The following is a 19,589-nucleotide window of genomic DNA, read 5'->3' on the forward strand; positions in this document are numbered from 1 at the left end:
AATTGAGGAGATTACATGGAGCAACAAGAAAATCAAAATAGAAAGTTGTTGTTAATCGGTTTAGTAATCGCGATGCTATTTGCTGCATTAGATGGAACAATTGTTGGTACAGCAATGCCACGTATCGTCGGTGACCTAGGCGGATTAAGTTTAATGACATGGTTAACGACAGCTTATATGTTAACATCAACGACAGTTGTACCAATTGCAGGTAAATTAGCGGATTTACTTGGTCGTCGTAACGTATATATAACAGGGCTAGTTATTTTCATGATTGGTTCGGCGTTATGTGGTATGGCGAATGGTATGACAGAATTAATTATTTTCCGTGGTATTCAAGGTCTTGGTGGCGGTATTATGATGCCAATGGCTATGATTATTATTGGAGATATGTTCACGGGAAAAGAACGTGCGAAATGGCAAGGTATTTTTGGTGCGTTATACGGTCTTGCTTCTGTAATTGGACCGCAAGTTGGTGGTTGGATTGTAGATGCAGTGAACTGGAGATGGGTATTCTACATTAACTTACCGGTTGGTATTTTAGCAACAATCTTTATTGCAATGGGATTAAAATCACATAAACAAACAGGACCAATTAAAATTGATATCGCTGGAATCTTTACGATGATTCTAGGTGTTGTAAGTTTATTACTTGCGCTAACGTTTGGCGGAAAAGATTATGCATGGGATTCTTGGCAAATTATCGGTTTATTCGCACTAGCTGTAATTGGTATCGTTAGCTTTGTTATTGTTGAAACGAAAGCTGAAGAGCCGATTTTACCAATGCATTTCTTTAAAAATCGCACATTTACAATACTGAATGCGATTGGATTCTTTATGAGTATTGGAATGTTCGGCGCGATTATGTTCGTACCATTCTTCATGCAAGGTATTGTAGGAGTAAGTGCTGCTGAATCAGGAACAATTATGACTCCAATGATGATTACAATGATTGTAATGAGTATTATCGGTGGGCAACTTGTATTAAAAGTTGGTGTAAAACCACAAATTATCGCAGGTATGCTTATTATGGCCGGTGGTTTTTGGTTATTAACAACGATGGATATGCACACAACGAAGCTTACAGCTACTTCTTATATGATGGTTATCGGTTTAGGAATGGGTCTTGTAATGCCGACATTAACATTAGCGTTACAAGAAAGCTTTCCGAAAAAAGACCTTGGTGTCGTAACGTCATCAAGTCAGTTCTTCCGTCAAATTGGTGGAACATTTGGTATTACAATTTTAGGATCAATTATGAATAACACTTCAGGTACAACGTTAACAAATAAATTAGTACCTGTATTAGATACATTCCCGAAAGAAGCGGGACAAATGGTAACGAAATTTAAAGATATGATTCACACAGATCCACAAGGTTTATATTCGATGCTATTTAGCCCAGAGGCATTAAAACAAATGCCAGAAGCGTTTGCTAACAGCATTGTACCTATTTTGAAAAACTCTTTAGTAGACTCGCTTCATACTGTATTCTTAACAGGATTAGTATTTATCGTAGTAGGTGCCATCTTTACGATTTTCTTACAAAAAATTAAACTATCAGATCGTAAAAAAGATGCTGAAGAGCCTGCTGTTGAAGAAAAAGAAAAAACTGTATCATACTCGTAATGAAGAAGCATCGCCTTATGGCGGTGCTTTTTTGAGTATAACCTTAAAAGCTTTTTAGTGAGAAATGATTGACGTATTTTTAGAAATACGTTATATTATTTTCTGTAAACGGTTACATGAAATGAGGAGAAAAGAGAATGAGTACGATTAAAGACGTTGCGAAATTAGCGGGAGTATCTGTTGCGACCGTTTCCAGAGTTCTAAATAAAAATGGATATGTTCATGAAGATACATTAAAAAAGGTAGAGCGTGCAATAGAGATGTTAGATTATAAGCCTAGTACAGTAGCGCGTTCACTGTATAATAAAAAGTCTCGTTTAATTGGCTTAGTTGTTCCGAATATCGTGAATCCGTTCTTTCCAGAAGTTGCACGTGCCGTAGAAGATGTAGCACATAAACAAGGTTACACAGTTGTCCTTTGTAACTCTGATGAAAGTTTAGAAAAAGAGAAACAATACATTGATGTACTTAGACAAAATAATGTAGATGGATTTATTGTAGCAACGAATCCACAAAATAGTGTTAATTACATGAATTTATCTGTTCCGGTTGTTGCGATTGACCGTATGTTTAATGAGCGTATTCCTACTGTATATGCAGATAACTATGCAGGAAGTCAGGCTGCGACAAAGTTGTTACTAGATAAAGGATGTAAACATATTGCACATATTCGCGGACCACGTGATGTGAGTACTGCAAATGAACGTTTTGAAGGTTTTGTAGACGTTATTACGCAAAATAATCTTTCGTATATGATTGCGGAGAGTACGTTTGAGCCAGCAAATAGTGAGCGTGTAGCGATGGAATTATTAGAAGAATACCCGCATATTGATGGTATTGTTGCTGGGAATGATTTAATTGCTATTGGTATTGTAAAGGCTGCACTTCAAAAGGGGATTGCCATTCCAGATGATTTACAAATTATCGGATTTGATGGAATTTCTTTAACAGAAATGATGTATCCATCTATTACAACAGTTGCACAACCGATATATGAAATGGGGAAAATTGCAACAGAGTTGTTGTTAGAGCAAATGGAAGGAAATACATTAGAAGAGAAACACTATCGTTTGCCGATTGAAATTATAGAACGAAATACAACGAAGTAAGGAGATGAAACAGATGCCAAATATTGCAGTAGTAGGAAGCATTTCAATGGACTTAGTGGCTGTTTCAAAAAAACGGCCGAAAGCAGGAGAAACAGTAATTGGTGAAGCGTTTCATACAATCCCAGGAGGGAAAGGGGCAAACCAAGCAGTTGCTGCAGCTAGGTTAGGAGCAAATGTAGCAATGGTTGGAGCGGTAGGAAATGATGATTATGGAACAGTAGTTAGAAAAAATTTAGAGAACGAACGCATTTTTATCGATTATGTGGTACCGGTTACAGATAGAACGACAGGAATTGCTCATATCGTTTTAGCAGAAGAAGATAACAGTATTGTTGTCGTACAAGGGGCAAATGCTCTTGTAAATAAGTCAGTTGTAGATCGCTCCAAAGACCTTCTTGTAAAAGCGGATATGGTTGTTCTTCAACTAGAAATTCCACTTGAAACAGTAAAATATGTATTGGCTATTTGTGAGGAACATAATATTCCTGTTATGTTGAATCCAGCGCCAGCACAAGTTTTATCAGAAGAAATTTTAGAAAAAGCAACTTATATTACGCCAAATGAACATGAGTGCCGCATCGTATTAGATGATTTTACATCACCAATTGAAGATTTATTGGCGAAGTATCCAAATAAATTATTGATGACAGAAGGTTCTAACGGTGTTCGTTTCCATAATGGCACGGAGATTGTACATGTTCCTAGCATTGCTGTTGATGTAGTGGATACAACTGGAGCTGGTGATACATTTAATGGTGCGTTAGCAGTTGCACTTTCTGAAGGAGAGACACTTCAAAAAGCAATTCGTTTCGCGAATATTGCCGGTGGTCTTTCTGTAACGAAACTTGGAGCACAGGGCGGTATGCCAACGAGAGATCGAGTACGTGAAGTGCAGGTGATTGTTGGATGAAAAAGCATGGTGTATTAAACAGTGAAATCGCGGCAGTCCTTGCTTCACTTGGGCATACAGATACGGTTGTAATTGCTGATTGCGGGTTACCGATTCCGGATGGAGTAAAACGAATTGATTTAGCTGTTGAGATTGGAAAACCGAGTTTTTTAGAGGTGTTACAAGTTGTAGCTGATGATATGGCAATTGAAAAAGTGACGTTAGCAGAAGAAGTCATTATAAATAATGCGGAAGTAAATAAAGAGATCGAGCAAAAATTAATAGAGCCAGCATTTGAGTATGTATCTCATGAACAATTTAAAGAGCATACAAAGAAAGCGAAGGCGATTATTCGTACAGGCGAGGCTACGCCTTATGCAAATGTAATTTTACATGCAGGCGTGATTTTTTAATAAAGGGAAGTGATGGGAATGCATATTGAAATGAAAAACATTTCAAAGGCGTTCAATGGCAATCCTGTTTTGAAGAATGCACAGTTTATGATTGAAACAGGAGAAGTCCATGCATTGATGGGGGAAAATGGAGCGGGTAAATCAACGCTCATGAAGATTTTAACAGGTGTATACAAAAAAGATGATGGGACAATCACGATTGATGGGCAAGAGCGCACCTTTAAAAATGCGAAAGAAGCTGAAGAGTACGGCATCGCATTTATACATCAAGAACTAAACATATTGCCGAATTTAACAGTAGCTGAAAATATGTTTCTTGGTAAAGAGTTAATGTATGGGAAAACAGGTATTTTACGCACTCGACAAATGAACGCGATTGCGCAGCAGCAACTAGCAGAGCTAGGATTGCATGTACGAGGTGCTATGTTAGCAGAGGAACTATCGGTTGGACAACAGCAAATTATCGAAATTGCGAAAGCGTTAATGACAAACGCGAGCGTTATTATTATGGATGAACCTACTGCGGCACTGACGGATCGTGAAATCGAAACGCTCTTTACAGTAATCAACAAGTTACGTAAAGAAGGTGTTTCATTCGTGTACATTTCGCATCGTATGGAAGAGATTTTCTCAATATGTGATGCCATTACGATTTTGCGTGATGGAGAATACGTTGGAAAGAGATTAATTCCAGAAACATCATTTGATGAAGTAGTGAGTATGATGGTGGGGCGCAGCATTGGTGAACGTTACCCAGAGCGAAATAGTCAAATTGGTGATGTCATTTTTGAAATGCGTAACGGAACGAAGAAAGGGAAATTTGAAAATGTTTCGTTTCAAGTGAGGAAAGGTGAAATCCTTGGTGTAGCTGGTTTGATGGGGGCTGGTCGTACTGATATTATGAAAGCGATATTTGGTTATGAACCTTTAGATTCTGGACAAATTTTTATAAATGGACAAGAAGTAAAGATTGATAGTCCGATAGATGCAATTAGACAAAGAATTGCTTTCATTACAGAAGATAGAAAGTCTGAAGGATTAGTGTTAGATTTTTCAATTAGAGAAAATTTAGCTTTACCGAATTTAGAAAGTCTTTCAAAGGGAAGTGTTCTAAGCAATGAGCTAGAACAACAGTTTACAGAGGATATGATGAAGCTTCTTAATGTGAAAGCATCTAGCGGAGAGCAGGCAGTGAAATCTCTTTCTGGTGGAAATCAGCAAAAGATTGTAATCGCAAAATGGCTAGGCATTCATCCGCAATTACTCATTTTAGATGAGCCAACAAGAGGTGTCGATGTTGGAGCGAAAAAAGAAATTTACTCTATTATGAATAAGCTTACAGAGCAAGGCGATGCCGTTATTATGGTATCATCTGAGCTTCCGGAAGTTTTAGGAATGAGTGATCGAGTTCTTGTTATTCATGAAGGAAAAGTCGGCGGCATTTTAGGGAAAGATGAGGCATCACAAGAGTCTATTATGGCACTAGCTACAGGGGGAGAGTAAGGATGGCTAAGAAGGGGAATGTATTACAACAACTCGGTTCTTTAATCGGTTTAGTATTAATTATCGTCGTAATTACAGTTTTAAATCCAGCGTTCATTGAAATTCCAAATTTATTTAATATACTGCGTCAAGTATCGATTAATGCGCTTATTGCATTCGGAATGACCTTCGTAATTTTAACAGGGGGTATTGACTTATCGGTAGGTTCTATTTTAGCATTATCAAGTGCACTTGTTGCTGGAATGATGGCAAGTGGCATGGATCCGTTCCTTGCAATGGCAGTTGGACTATTAGCAGGTCTTGTAATGGGGATTGTAAACGGTATCATCATTGCGAAAGGAAAAGTAGCTCCATTTATTGCAACTTTAGCAACAATGACTATTTTTCGTGGGTTGACGCTTGTTTATATGGACGGACGTCCGATCACTGGTCTTGGTGATCATTTAATGTTCCAAATGTTTGGCCGCGGTTATTTTCTTGGTATTCCGGTACCAGCTGTTACAATGATGATCGCTTTCGCAGTACTGTACTTCATTTTGAAGAAAACGACATTTGGCCGTCGTACATTTGCAATTGGTGGAAATGAAGAAGCAGCAGCACTATCAGGTATTAATGTTACGAGAATTAAAGTAATGATTTACGGTCTTTCCGGAATTTTGGCAGCGCTTGCAGGTATTGTCTTAACATCACGACTAGATTCTGCACAGCCGACTGCAGGTACTTCTTACGAATTAGATGCAATTGCAGCAGTTGTATTAGGTGGAACAAGTCTTTCTGGGGGAAGAGGATGGATTGTTGGTACATTCATCGGTGTACTAATTATCGGTGTACTAAATAATGGTTTAAATTTATTAGGTGTATCTTCTTTCTTCCAACAAGTTGTAAAAGGACTTGTAATCTTACTAGCTGTATTAATTGATCGCCGAAAAGAAGCGTAATGGAGGGACAGTTCATGAAGAAATGGTTACTTATACTCGTTGCATGTATTATGGTCATTACTGCTGGTTGTTCAATGGAACCACCAGAATGGGCAAAGGATTCTAGCGATAAAGGTCGAAATAAAACTATTAAAGTTGGATTCTCTGTTTCAACTTTAAATAATCCCTTCTTTGTAACTTTGAAAAAGGGTGCAGAAAAGAAAGCGAAAGATAGCGGCATCGAATTGATTGCTGTTGATGCGCAAAATGATGCAGCGAAGCAAACGAACGATGTTGAAGATTTAATTCAAAAGGGTGTCGATGTAGTTGTTATTAATCCGACCGATTCAGATGCTGTTGCTTCAGCGGTAAGTGCGGCAAATGCAGCAAATGTTCCTGTTATTACAGTAGACCGCGTTGCGAATTCAGGTAAGGTTGTTTCTCACATTGCATCTAATAATATCGAAGGTGGTCAAATGGCTAGTGATTACATTCGTGAATTAGTCGGCGAAGGAGCAAACGTTGCTGAGTTAGAAGGAATCCCTGGATCGTCTGCTGCTCGTGAACGTGGGAAAGGATTCCATAACGTAGCCGATAAGTCTTTAAAAGTAGTTGCCAAACAAGCGGCTGATTTTGATAGAGCGAAAGGATTATCTGTTATGGAAAACATTTTGCAAGCAAATGGTGATATTAAAGCCGTGTTTGCGCATAACGACGAGATGGCATTAGGTGCACTTGAAGCATTGAAGTCTGCTGGAAAAACAGATGTAGTAGTTGTTGGATTTGATGCAACAGAAGATGCTGTGAAAGCGGTTAACGATGGGCGTATGGCTGCAACAGTCGCTCAAAAACCGGAATTAATCGGAGAGAAGGCGATGCAAACAGCAAAAGAGATAACACAAGGTAAAAAAGTGGACAAATCTATTCCGATTGAATTAGAGCTTATTAAGAAAAATAAATAAATATAAAATGAAAATTAGGAAGGAAGAATAACAAATGAAATTTTTTATTGATACAGCAAACATTAACGAAATTAAAGAGGCAAATGCATTAGGCGTAGTAGCTGGAGTAACGACAAACCCATCACTTGTAGCAAAAGAAGGCGTAGATTTCCATGAGCGTATTCGTGAAATTTGCAGCTTTATAGAAGGACCTGTAAGTGCAGAAGTAATTAGCTTAGAAGCTGATAAAATGATTGAAGAAGGAAAAGAATTAGCGAAGATTGCTCCAAACGTTGTTGTAAAAGTTCCAATGACAACAGAAGGTTTAAAAGCAGTAAAAGCATTCTCAGATTTAGGAATTCGTACAAACGTTACATTAGTATTCTCAGCAGTTCAAGCATTACTTGCAGCTCGCGCTGGTGCAACATATGTTTCACCATTCTTAGGTCGTTTAGATGATATCGGTCATAACGGTATGGATTTAATTCGTCAAATCGCAGAAATCTTTGCAATTCATGGCATCGAAACAGAAATCATTGCAGCATCTGTACGTCACAGCGTTCACGTAACTGACGCAGCATTAAACGGTGCACATATTGCAACAATCCCAGCAAACGTAATTGCTTCATTAGTGAAGCACCCATTAACAGATCAAGGAATTGAGAAATTCTTAGCTGATTGGGAAAAAACACAAGAGAAATAATAGAAAATCAAGAATCCTAGTTTAATTGACTAGGATTCTTTTTTATTTAAAAGAATTTTCATGCAATTTTGCATATTGTCTTTTAAATTTGTTATATAAGATATTTAATATATATCACATAACTCTTTATTTTTCATATTTCGATATAAAGTGAAACTTTAATCAGTGGGGGCTTTGTTCATCAGCACACTGATTATTAGTTGAACCAAGGGATAAACAGATAGAGGGTCTGACCAGAAAACTGGAGGGCATGATTCTATAACAGAAAGTTTAATGTTTATAGAATTATGTCTTTTTATATAGGGAGGGTAGTAAACAGAGATTTCGACAAAAACGCACCGATTTATCTGAATTTTAAGTTTTATAAAAGGAGAGAAATGGAATGAGAAGAAAAGCCCCATTTAAAGTGTTGTCATCATTAGCAATTGCAGCAATTATCGGATGCACATCTGTAATGAGTGCGCCGTTAGCATATGCAGAAACGCCAGCAAAAGAGAAAGAGAATGTGTCTACAACGCCAATTGATTACAATTTAATTCAAGAAGATCGTTTAGCGGAAGCTTTGAAAGAAAGAGGAACAATTAATCCAGCATCTTCTAAAGAAGAGACGAAAAAGGCTGTCGAGCAATATATTGAAAAGAAACAAGGAGATCAGGCGAACAAAGAAATTCTTCCAGATGCTCACTCACAAGAAACGTCTGATTTCACAAAAAAAGTAAAAGAGAAAAAGATGGAAGAAAAGGAAAATGTAAAAAAGACTGAAAAAAATATTAATCTTGAGCAAAAGCCAGAACCAAATAAAAAGCAATTAAATGGGCAAGTTCCAACTTCAAAAGCAAAGCAAGCTCCATATAAAGGATCTGTTCGATCGGATAAAGTATTAGTGCTACTCGTTGAATTTAGTGATTATAAACATAATAATATTGATCAAACACCAGGTTATATGTATTCGAAAGACTTTAGTAGAGAACATTATCAAAAGATGTTGTTCGGTAAGGAGCCTTATACATTATTTGATGGTTCAAAAGTAAAAACGTTTAAACAATACTATGAAGAGCAGTCTGGTGGTAGTTATACGACAGACGGATATGTAACGGAGTGGCTAACAGTTCCAGGAAAAGCATCTGATTATGGAGCTGATGGTAGCAGTGGTCACGATAATAAAGGTCCGAAAGGTGCACGTGATTTAGTGAAAGAAGCTTTGCATGCAGCTGCTGAGAAAGGACTAGATTTATCTCAGTTTGATCAGTTTGATAGATATGATACAAACGGGGATGGGAATCAAAATGAACCTGACGGTGTAATTGATCATTTAATGGTAATCCATGCTGGTGTTGGTCAAGAAGCAGGTGGTGGTAAATTAGGTGATGATGCGATCTGGTCACATCGTTCAAAATTAGCAGTAGATCCAGTAGCGATTGAAGGTACAAAATCAAAAGTAGATTACTTTGGTGGAAAAGTAGCAGCACATGATTACACAATTGAACCAGAAGATGGAGCTGTAGGTGTGTTTGCGCATGAATTTGGACATGATCTTGGATTACCAGATGAATATGACACGAAATATACTGGAAATGGTTCACCTGTCGAAGCTTGGTCGTTAATGAGTGGAGGTAGTTGGACAGGAAAAATCGCAGGAACGGAGCCGACAAGTTTTTCACCACAAAATAAAGACTTCTTACAAAAGAATATGGGTGGCAACTGGGCAAAAATATTAGAAGTAGATTACGATAAAATTAAGAGTGGTGTGGGAGTTCCTACCTATATTGATCAAAGTGTTACGAAATCAAATCGTCCAGGCGTTGTACGTGTTAACTTACCAGGTAAAAGTGTTGAAACGATTAAACCGGAGTTTGGAAAGCATGCATATTATAGTACAAGAGGCGATGATATGCATACAACGTTAGAGACACCTTTCTTTGATTTAACAAAAGGAACAAATGCAAAATTCGATTATAAAGCAAATTATGAGTTAGAAGCAGAGTGCGATTTCGTCGAAGTACATGCAGTAACAGAAGATGGAACGAAGACGTTAATTGATAGACTTGGAGAAAAAGTAGTCCAAGGAGATAAAGATACAACAGATGGGAAATGGATTGATAAATCATATGATTTAAGTCAATTTAAAGGCAAAAAAGTGAAACTACAATTAGACTATATTACAGATCCGGCTGTAACATATAAAGGTTTTGCGATGGACAATGTAAATGTAACTGTTGATGGACAAGTTGTATTTTCTGATGATGCAGAAGGACAGTCTAAAATGAATTTAAATGGTTTTGTTGTTTCTGATGGGACAGAGAAGAAAGCTCATTATTACTACTTAGAGTGGAGAAACTATGCGGGATCAGATAATGGTTTAAAAGCAGGAAAAGGTCCAGTGTATAATACAGGTCTTGTCGTTTGGTATGCAGATGATAGTTTCAAAGATAACTGGGTTGGGGTGCATCCAGGTGAAGGATTCCTTGGTGTTGTAGATTCTCATCCAGAAGCGCTAGTTGGTAATTTAAACGGAAAACCAGCATACGGTAATACGGGCATGCAAATTGCAGATGCTGCATTTTCATTTGATAAAACACCAGCATGGAGTGTAAATTCATTAACACGTGGTCAGTTTAACTATTCTGGATTACAAGGTGTTACAACTTTTGATGATTCAAAAGTATATAGTAACAAGCAAATTGCAGATGCAGGAAGAAAAGTTCCAAACCTTGGACTTAAATTCCAAGTTGTTGGACAGGCAGAAGATAAATCGGCAGGCGCTGTTTGGATTAAACGTTAATAACATAAAAGCACATTCTTCATATGAAGAGTGTGCTTTTTAATTTGTACAGTAAGTTATTATTTTAGTTTATGTAATACAAGTGTTTATTCATGTGTAGTGTATCAAATTATGTGGGGAAAGGAAATATTTCCGAGGAAATTGTCGAAGTATCGTCGGTATTTATAAACTTTCTTTTTAAAAGAAGCGATGTATTATTGCCTTTACGGCTCAATTTATTTACATTGTTATTTGGTTATACACAAAAGTAATATATTGGGCAAAAAAGAGTTCTATTCAATAGGGCTCTTTTTATAGATAGAAAGGAGTAAGCGATAAATGAAAGAAGTTATTGAATGTCCACAGTGTGAAGGGGATATTACTGTACAGCATATTATTGATCTCCCGCATCCTTTTTCATTAAGGTGTCCACATTGTAAGGTGAAGTTGAAAGAAATTAGGGTAACGCCATGTTTAATATTAGCGGTGATTTGTATAATTCCATTGTTTATTATTATTGGAGAGAGTATTAAGGAATTACTAGTAAAATATTTTTCTATTGTAGACAATGTACCAACTGTACTTATTTTCTTTTTATTTTGTTATCCATTGTATTATTTCTATGAAAAATATAATGCTATATTGTTTATTAAATATGGTTTGCTGAAAGTTAAAAGTTAAATTGAATAGGAGATTATCATTATGCTTTGGAAAATATATTTAGTTATTGTAGCAATGTTAGCTATTATTTCGTTAGTAAGGGGTATGTTTCAAACACCAATTCAAAAGTTTGACTTTGTAGTATCTATTATTACGTGGATAGGGCTTTTTGGTTTTGTATTTGATATACAAATATTAACCTCAATTGTTTGGAAATGTATCTTCTTGTTTAGCGTCATTTGGACTTTAACTGCAGTTTTTGTTTTTCGTTTATATGAAGAGCGAGATGAGCCATTACCTTTTATATTTAAATTAATTGGCATTATTCCAACGCTTCCATTATATTACGGATTATATCAATATGCATTTTAAAAAAGACAACGATGGATTATCCCATCATTGTCTTTTTTACTTTGCTTCTTACATAAATCATCCCAGCAAATGTTAATAAAAATGCTGTCCCGATAATGAAGCTGATGCTAGGTGATGCTCCGATTGCGCCGACTGTAAAGGAGCCAGCAACAACTCCTAATGAGAAGAAGGCATAAAATAATCCGAATGCCTTTCCACGATTATCGTCTGTAGTATTTTCAACGAGTAAAGCGTTAATAGACGGAAAGAGGATTGCGAATCCAATTCCATAAATCATCATTACGATAAAGAGCATACCTTTTGTAGCAAATAATCCGAGTAAAGATAATGCGAATGCCATAACTGCAATTCCGATTAGCATTAGTTTCGAACGATTAAATCGATCGTAAATACGATTTGTTGGAAGCAAGAAGAAGAGGATAGCAGTTATACCGAATACACTTAACATCATGCCTGTTGTGGATGCTTTAAGCGCTAATGCCTCAACTTTTACTGGTAACATATAAGTGACAATTCCTTGTGAAAACATTAATGTGAAAGCACCAATATATGCTTGTAATAACGGTTCTGATTTTAAAAGTTCAACCATATCTTCTTTGTTCATCATTTGCGTTCTTGATGTATCTTTTCTTGATACGTTATTTGGTAAGAAGAATAGAGATACGATCGTACCAAGAGCCATTAAAATAGAAATAGTAATGAAGACCCACTCTACGCCAGCTGTTGCTTTCATAATACCGCTGAAAGCAGGTCCTACGATTGCGGCTGTTCCAACAGCAGCACCAGATAGAGCCATTGCTTTTCCTTGTCTTTTTGCATTTGTTTGTTTTGATAAAAATGTAAAGGCAGCAGGAATTAAAAAGCCATCACTAAATCCATGCATAAAGCGCACAACTAATAGTTGTTCACCACTTTGAACAACGGTGTATAACAAGACTATGAAACTCGTAATTCCCATGCTTATATAAAGGATTTTTTTTGCACCAAATTTATCGACAGCGGCTCCAGCAATAATATTACCGATCATATTAGCGAATGAGTACATACCGACAACTAGACCGATAATAAGAGGAGTTCCTCCAAGGCTTTGAGCGAAAGTACTCATAATAGGTAATTGTGAAAATGTATCTAAAAATGCCACGATAACGATAAAGTAAATAAAATATTTCAAGCGATATTCACCTCTCCTATGCTATTATGGCACAATGCTAATTTCACCTGCAATGAAATTGAATTAACAGATGTGGAAAAAAGTACAAAGTGACAAAATATTGAACGTTATTTGTAAAAAATTAGTGGGAACGTGATTGTTTTTTTGAAATATATGGATAGAAGTATTATAATAGAGTTGTAAACTTCACCAGGTTAAGTATATACATAGAGAGGGATGTATAAAATGAAAGCACTACTTTGGCATAATCAACGTGATGTACGAGTAGAAGAAGTACCAGAACCAACAGTAAAACCAGGAACAGTGAAAATCAAAGTTAAATGGTGTGGTATTTGTGGGACAGACTTGCATGAATATTTAGCAGGGCCTATTTTTATTCCAACAGAAGAACATCCATTAACACATGTGAAAGCACCTGTTATTTTAGGTCATGAGTTTAGTGGTGAGGTAATAGAGATTGGTGAAGGAGTTACATCTCATAAAGTGGGAGACCGCGTTGTTGTAGAGCCAATTTATTCTTGTGGTAAATGTGAAGCTTGTAAACATGGACATTACAATGTTTGTGAACAACTTGTTTTCCACGGTCTTGGCGGAGAAGGCGGCGGTTTCTCTGAATATACAGTAGTACCAGAAGATATGGTTCATCACATTCCAGATGAAATGACGTATGAACAAGGTGCGCTTGTAGAACCAGCAGCAGTAGCAGTTCATGCAGTACGTCAAAGTAAATTAAAAGAAGGGGAAGCTGTAGCGGTATTTGGTTGCGGTCCAATTGGACTTCTTGTTATCCAAGCAGCTAAAGCAGCAGGAGCAACTCCTGTTATTGCAGTTGAACTTTCTAAAGAACGTCAAGAGTTAGCGAAATTAGCAGGTGCGGATTATGTATTAAACCCAGCAACTCAAGATGTGTTAGCTGAAATTCGTAACTTAACAAATGGTTTAGGTGTAAATGTTAGCTTTGAAGTAACAGGTGTTGAAGTTGTACTACGCCAAGCGATTGAAAGTACAAGCTTCGAAGGACAAACTGTAATTGTTAGTGTATGGGAAAAAGACGCAACAATTACTCCAAATAACTTAGTATTAAAAGAAAAAGAAGTTATTGGTATTTTAGGATACCGTCACATCTTCCCAGCTGTTATTAAATTGATTAGCTCTGGACAAATTCAAGCAGAGAAATTAATTACGAAAAAAATTACAGTGGATCAAGTTGTTGAAGAAGGATTTGAAGCACTTGTAAAAGATAAAACCCAAGTGAAAATTCTTGTTTCACCTAAATAAGATAGAATCGAAAAAAGTAGCCCTTTTCTAGAAATAGAAGAGGGCTACTTTTTTTCTGTACAGAAAGGTGATAGACTTTCCTGTAACTAAAGGTATTTTGTTTGGAAGGGGAAGTCTAATGCTTTCATTTATATTGACATTGAAACGGATGCTAAAAGCTTGTTTGCGAGCATGGAAAGATAAAGAATTTCAAGTGTTATTCGTATTAACAATTTTGACATTAATATCTGGTACAATCTTTTATAGTACAGTGGAGGGGTTACGTCCTCTGGATGCTTTATATTTTAGCGTTGTGACGCTGACTACTGTCGGTGATGGGCAATTTAGTCCCCAAACTGACTTCGGAAAGATATTTACGATATTATACATATTTATAGGGATCGGATTAGTGTTTGGATTTATACATAAGTTGGCAGTTAATGTACAATTGCCAAGTATATTATCGAATAGAAAAAAAGAGTAAAGCATGTGGGTGCTTTACTCTTTTTTTACATTAGTTTAGACAAGCCTTAATAATAGTTTATTAAAATGAAAGTGTATTCATTCATTATATTCACTATGTATAAAGTTATAATGATATGAACATTTGCATATTTTAATTTAGTGATAGAAATTTCGTGAAAGGTGGGATATTCTAGTCATAGGTTAACCGGACGACATCATAGGATCCTAACAAAATGTTTACAATAATTCAATTATAAAATGGAGGATTTTATATGAAAAAGAAAGTACTTGCTTTAGCGGCAGCTATTACATTAGTTGCTCCATTACAAAGTGTTGCATTTGCTCATGAAAATGATGGGGGACAGAGATTTGGAGTTATTCCGCGCTGGTCTGCTGAAGATAAACATAAAGAAGGCGTGAATTCTCATTTATGGATTGTAAACCGTGCAATTGATATTATGTCTCGTAATACAACACTTGTAAAACAAGATCGAGTTGCACTATTAAATGAATGGCGTACTGAGTTAGAGAACGGTATTTATGCTGCTGACTATGAAAATCCTTATTATGATAATAGCACATTTGCTTCACATTTCTATGACCCTGACAATGGGAAAACTTATATTCCGTATGCAAAGCAGGCAAAGGAAACTGGAGCTAAATATTTTAAATTAGCTGGTGAGTCTTACAAAAATAAAGATATGAAACAAGCATTCTTCTATTTAGGATTATCTCTTCATTATTTAGGGGATGTAAACCAACCAATGCATGCGGCAAACTTTACGAACCTTTCGTATCCACAAGGATTCCATTCTAAATATGAAAACTTTGTAGATACGATAAAAGATAATTATAAAGTAACGGATGGAAATGGGTATTGGAACTGGAAAGGTACGAATCCAGAAGATTGGATTCATGGAGCGGCAGTAGTTGCGAAACAAGATTACGCTGGCATTGTAAATGATAATACGAAAGATTGGTTCGTAAGAGCAGCTGTATCACAAGAATATGCAGATAAATGGCGCGCTGAAGTTACACCAATGACAGGTAAGCGTTTAATGGATGCACAACGTGTTACTGCTGGATACATTCAGCTTTGGTTTGATACGTACGGAAATCGTTAAGTATTTGAAAAAGGTCAAATCTCAGAATAGAGTATTTGGCCTTTTTATTACTATACAATACATGGAGGTATGAAACGTGAAAGGTAAATTGCTAAAAGGTGTACTTAGCTTAGGGGTTGGTTTAGGAGCTTTATATAGCGGAACTTCAGCTCAAGCAGAAGCATCTACAAATCAAAATGATACATTAAAAGTGATGACGCATAATGTATATATGCTATCAACAAACTTATATCCAAACTGGGGACAAACTGAGCGTGCTGATTTAATCGGGGCGGCAGATTATATAAAGAATCAAGATGTTGTTATATTAAATGAAGTGTTTGATAATAGTGCTTCAGATCGTTTATTAGGCAATTTGAAGAAAGAATATCCAAATCAAACAGCAGTATTAGGTCGTAGTAGTGGAAGCGAATGGGATAAAACGTTAGGAAACTATTCATCTTCAACTCCTGAAGATGGTGGCGTTGCGATTGTGAGCAAATGGCCAATCGCTGAAAAGATTCAATATGTATTTGCAAAAGGATGCGGGCCAGATAATTTATCGAATAAAGGATTTGTATACACGAAAATTAAGAAAAATGATCGTTTCGTTCACGTGATTGGGACGCATTTGCAGGCTGAAGATAGTATGTGCGGAAAAACTTCACCAGCATCTGTACGTACGAACCAATTAAAAGAAATTCAAGATTTTATTAAAAATAAAAATATACCAAATAATGAGTATGTGTTAATTGGTGGTGATATGAACGTAAATAAGATAAATGCAGAGAACAATAATGATTCAGAGTATGCATCTATGTTTAAAACATTGAACGCTTCTGTACCATCTTATACTGGACATACAGCGACTTGGGATGCAACGACAAACAGTATTGCAAAATATAATTTCCCTGATAGTCCTGCCGAATATTTAGATTATATTATTGCAAGCAAAGACCATGCGAACCCATCGTATATAGAGAATAAGGTGTTACAGCCGAAATCTCCACAATGGACTGTTACATCGTGGTTCCAAAAATATACGTATAATGATTACTCTGATCATTATCCAGTAGAGGCGACTATTTCTATGAAGTAGTTTCAAAAAGTTTCTTCGTAAAGAAGAAACTTTTTTTATTTGCAAACAGGAAAATCATACTTTCTTTCCAATATGTATAAGACATATTGAAAAGAGGAGAGAAAAATGTGGATCGAGGAATTTTTAAAGAAGTTCCATTACCTTGTGCATTTTTGGATGAAGTGGCTTTAGATAGAAATATTCAATCGATTATAGAGTTAAGTGGAAATAAGAAGATTCGTATAGCGAGTAAATCGTTACGTTCTGTTCCGATTATGCAAAAGATTTTAGCTGCAAATGATCGATTTCAAGGTATTATGTGCTTTTCACCTAGAGAGGTTTTATTTTTAATAGAACAAGGATTTAATGATTTATTGCTCGGATATCCTGCTTATGATGAAAGAGCTTTGTGTGAAATTAGTTTGCTAACAAAGAAAGGTTTCATTATAACTTGTATGGTGGATTGTGAAGAGCATATTGTGTATTTAGAAAAAATTGCTGAGAAATCTAGAGGATGTTTTCGTGTTTGTTTGGATATTGATATGAGTAGTCGTTTCTTTCAATTTCATTTTGGTGTACAAAGATCCCCAGTAAAAAATGTGCAGGATGCGTTGAAAGTAGTAGAAAAGGTGAGAAGGTCATCATATTTAATGTTAGATGGTGTGATGGGTTATGAAGCTCAAATTGCTGGGGTGGGAGACCATATACCGAATCAATGGCTGAAGAGTAAAGTGATTTCGTATTTAAAGCAGAAATCAGTGCTAGAAGTGAAAGAAAGAAGAGAATATATTGTAAAAGCAATACAAAAACTTGGTATTGAGCTAAGGTTTGTAAATGGAGGCGGAACAGGAAGCATAAAAACAACTGAGAAAGATAATTCAGTTTCAGAGATTACAATAGGTTCTGCTTTTTATTCTCCGAAGCTGTTTGATTATTATAAAGAGGTGAAATTTCATCCAGCGGTCGGATTTGCTTTACCAGTTGTGCGTAAACCAGTCCCGTTTATTTACACTTGCCTAGGTGGTGGATATATTGCTTCAGGAGCAGTTGGAAAAGATAAAGAGCCTGAAGTTTGGAGACCGAAGGGTGCAAAACTATTAGCTTTAGAAGGTGCTGGCGAGGTACAAACGCCAATTTTTTATAGCGGCGAGGAACGAGTGGATATAGGAGAGTCCATTTTGTTTCGTCATAGTAAGGCTGGTGAATTATGTGAGCGCTTTCCTTTTTTGTATCGTGTTAAAAAAGGAGAGATTGTTGGGGAGTATTCAACATATCGGGGGGATGGCCAATGCTTTCTATAAAGGGACAAAAGTGGAGGAATTGGACAGGGAATGTAGAAGGAACGCCGCATTATACGATGTATCCAGAAAGTATACAAGATGTAGTAGAAGTAGTGGGGCTTGCACGAAAAAAGGGGCGGAAAATTCGTGTTGTTGGTTCAGGACACTCGTTTACACCCCTTGTGCAAACCGAAGAAGTTTTAGTTTCTTTAGATGAATTGAAGGGCATTGTGAATATTGATGAAGAGAAGATGGTCGCTGAAGTGTGGGCAGGAACAAAGTTATATGATTTAGGGAAGTTACTTGAGGAAAAAGGTTATGCGCAAGAAAATTTAGGGGATATTGATTCACAATCTATTGCAGGAGCGATTAGTACGGGGACTCATGGAACGGGTATTACCTTTGGGAGTTTATCAACACAAGTTATAGAGATTACGGCCGTTTTATCTAATGGTGAGAGTATAGTTTGTTCGGAAGCTGAGAACGTAGAATATTGGAGAGCGTTTCAGTTGTCACTTGGAATGTTAGGTATCATTGTAAAGATAAAATTGAAGGTTATTCCAGCGTATTCACTCGTTTATGAAAGTGAAAAACAGTCATTATCTACTGTAATGAACAAACTAGAAGAGTATAAGAAGCATCGTCACTTTGAATTTTTCGTTTTTCCTTATTCTGATGAAGTACAAGTAAAACTTACGAACGAAACAACGAATACAGGCAGTGATTTGAAATGGCATAAACTAAAGGTGGAGTTACTTGAAAATAGGATGTTCTCTTTGCTATCTAAAGGGTGTAAATGGTTTCCTTCTATAAGTAAAGGAGTGAGTCGATTATCAGCTAAGGCTGTACCAAACACAAAAATAATTGGCCCGAGCTATGAAGTATTTGCTACATCACGTACGGTACCATTTTATGAAATGGAGTATAGCATTCCTTCAAAGTATATGAGGACTGTGGTAGAAGAAATCTCAAATCTTATTGAAAAGAAAAAGTATAAGGTGCACTTCCCGATCGAATGCCGCTATGTGAAGGGTGATGATATATGGCTTAGTCCAGCCTATGGAAGAGATTCAGCGTATATCGCTGTTCATATGTATAAAGGTATGAAATATGCTGCTTACTTTGGCGAAGTGGAAAAAATTTTTCTGAAGTATGAAGGGCGTCCGCATTGGGGGAAAATGCATACATTATCGTATGAGCAATTACAAGATATATATCCAGAGTTTCATTCGTTTTTACAGGCGAGGAAGTCTCTAGATGAACTTGGAATGTTTTTTAATCCTTATGCAGAAAAGTTATTTATCCCGCTATTTGCCGGGCAGTAAGACCCCCACTGAT

Annotated in this window: 18 protein-coding genes; 17 read left to right on the top strand and 1 reads right to left on the bottom strand. The window is 36.5% G+C overall.

Features of this window, described 5'->3' with window-relative positions; genetic code table 11:
- The first annotated feature begins 15 nt into the window (after nucleotides 1-15).
- From BM089_RS25495 to BM089_RS25545, 11 genes are all read left to right on the top strand, one after another.
- Nucleotides 16-1,629, top strand: a complete 1,614-nt coding sequence (locus BM089_RS25495; protein ID WP_000437647.1) for an MDR family MFS transporter — start codon at nucleotides 16-18, stop codon at nucleotides 1,627-1,629.
- Nucleotides 1,630-1,766: 137 nt separating this feature from the next.
- Nucleotides 1,767-2,738 carry a ribose operon transcriptional repressor RbsR gene (gene rbsR / locus BM089_RS25500; RefSeq protein WP_000104051.1) on the top strand — a complete coding sequence of 324 codons (972 nt, stop codon included), beginning with the start codon at nucleotides 1,767-1,769 and terminating at the stop codon, nucleotides 2,736-2,738.
- Between the two features lie 13 nt (nucleotides 2,739-2,751).
- Nucleotides 2,752-3,648, top strand: coding sequence for a ribokinase (gene rbsK / locus BM089_RS25505; RefSeq protein ID WP_001132865.1), 897 nt, complete (start codon nucleotides 2,752-2,754; stop codon nucleotides 3,646-3,648).
- The gene (gene rbsD / locus BM089_RS25510; RefSeq protein ID WP_000716151.1) at nucleotides 3,645-4,040 is read left to right on the top strand and encodes a D-ribose pyranase; all 396 of its coding nucleotides are present in this window, start codon (nucleotides 3,645-3,647) and stop codon (nucleotides 4,038-4,040) included. The genes rbsK and rbsD overlap by 4 nt, the downstream gene beginning before the upstream one ends.
- An 18-nt stretch (nucleotides 4,041-4,058) precedes the next feature.
- Entirely contained in the window at nucleotides 4,059-5,543 is a 1,485-nt protein-coding gene (gene rbsA, locus BM089_RS25515) for a ribose ABC transporter ATP-binding protein RbsA (protein WP_002094284.1), read from the top strand.
- A gap of 2 nt (nucleotides 5,544-5,545) precedes the next feature.
- On the top strand, nucleotides 5,546-6,481 hold the full coding sequence (rbsC, locus tag BM089_RS25520; RefSeq protein WP_001074649.1) for an ABC transporter permease subunit: 936 nt from the start codon (nucleotides 5,546-5,548) through the stop codon (nucleotides 6,479-6,481).
- 14 nt (nucleotides 6,482-6,495) lie between these two features.
- Complete coding sequence (gene rbsB, locus BM089_RS25525; protein ID WP_000758975.1) at nucleotides 6,496-7,422, top strand: ribose ABC transporter substrate-binding protein RbsB; 927 nt, start codon at nucleotides 6,496-6,498, stop codon at nucleotides 7,420-7,422.
- A 34-nt stretch (nucleotides 7,423-7,456) separates the two neighbouring features.
- A complete protein-coding gene (gene fsa / locus BM089_RS25530) occupies nucleotides 7,457-8,104 on the top strand; it encodes a fructose-6-phosphate aldolase (protein WP_000667666.1) in 648 nt (215 codons plus the stop codon).
- 382 nt (nucleotides 8,105-8,486) lie between these two features.
- Nucleotides 8,487-10,886, top strand: coding sequence for a M6 family metalloprotease immune inhibitor InhA2 (gene inhA2 / locus BM089_RS25535; protein WP_001252976.1), 2,400 nt, complete (start codon nucleotides 8,487-8,489; stop codon nucleotides 10,884-10,886).
- 318 nt (nucleotides 10,887-11,204) lie between these two features.
- Nucleotides 11,205-11,546 carry a hypothetical protein gene (locus BM089_RS25540; protein WP_090978413.1) on the top strand — a complete coding sequence of 114 codons (342 nt, stop codon included), beginning with the start codon at nucleotides 11,205-11,207 and terminating at the stop codon, nucleotides 11,544-11,546.
- A 21-nt stretch (nucleotides 11,547-11,567) separates the two neighbouring features.
- On the top strand, nucleotides 11,568-11,897 hold the full coding sequence (locus BM089_RS25545; protein ID WP_000964465.1) for a hypothetical protein: 330 nt from the start codon (nucleotides 11,568-11,570) through the stop codon (nucleotides 11,895-11,897).
- A 16-nt stretch (nucleotides 11,898-11,913) separates the two neighbouring features.
- Here the strand turns inward: BM089_RS25545 and BM089_RS25550 are convergent, their stop codons facing one another.
- A complete protein-coding gene (locus BM089_RS25550) occupies nucleotides 11,914-13,068 on the bottom strand; it encodes an MFS transporter (protein ID WP_000873271.1) in 1,155 nt (384 codons plus the stop codon).
- A gap of 225 nt (nucleotides 13,069-13,293) precedes the next feature.
- Here BM089_RS25550 and bdhA point away from each other — a divergent pair, with 225 nt between their 5' ends.
- The 6 genes from bdhA (at nucleotide 13,294) to BM089_RS25580 (ending at nucleotide 19,576) form a co-directional block, all read left to right on the top strand.
- Nucleotides 13,294-14,346, top strand: coding sequence for a (R,R)-butanediol dehydrogenase (gene bdhA, locus BM089_RS25555; protein ID WP_000645827.1), 1,053 nt, complete (start codon nucleotides 13,294-13,296; stop codon nucleotides 14,344-14,346).
- 118 nt (nucleotides 14,347-14,464) lie between these two features.
- Nucleotides 14,465-14,809, top strand: coding sequence for a potassium channel family protein (locus tag BM089_RS25560; RefSeq protein WP_000948035.1), 345 nt, complete (start codon nucleotides 14,465-14,467; stop codon nucleotides 14,807-14,809).
- 253 nt (nucleotides 14,810-15,062) lie between these two features.
- Nucleotides 15,063-15,914, top strand: a complete 852-nt coding sequence (gene cerA / locus BM089_RS25565) for a phospholipase CerA (protein ID WP_000730997.1) — start codon at nucleotides 15,063-15,065, stop codon at nucleotides 15,912-15,914.
- A 76-nt stretch (nucleotides 15,915-15,990) separates the two neighbouring features.
- Nucleotides 15,991-16,992, top strand: a complete 1,002-nt coding sequence (gene sph / locus BM089_RS25570) for a sphingomyelinase C (protein ID WP_000676799.1) — start codon at nucleotides 15,991-15,993, stop codon at nucleotides 16,990-16,992.
- A 107-nt stretch (nucleotides 16,993-17,099) separates the two neighbouring features.
- On the top strand, nucleotides 17,100-18,272 hold the full coding sequence (locus BM089_RS25575; RefSeq protein WP_000373758.1) for an amino acid deaminase/aldolase: 1,173 nt from the start codon (nucleotides 17,100-17,102) through the stop codon (nucleotides 18,270-18,272).
- Nucleotides 18,260-19,576, top strand: a complete 1,317-nt coding sequence (locus tag BM089_RS25580; protein ID WP_065229759.1) for a D-arabinono-1,4-lactone oxidase — start codon at nucleotides 18,260-18,262, stop codon at nucleotides 19,574-19,576. The genes BM089_RS25575 and BM089_RS25580 overlap by 13 nt, the downstream gene beginning before the upstream one ends.
- Nucleotides 19,577-19,589: the final 13 nt, after the last annotated feature.

The sequence above is a fragment of the Bacillus sp. 5mfcol3.1 genome (assembly GCF_900114335.1).
GTDB lineage: Bacteria > Bacillota > Bacilli > Bacillales > Bacillaceae_G > Bacillus_A > Bacillus_A thuringiensis_S.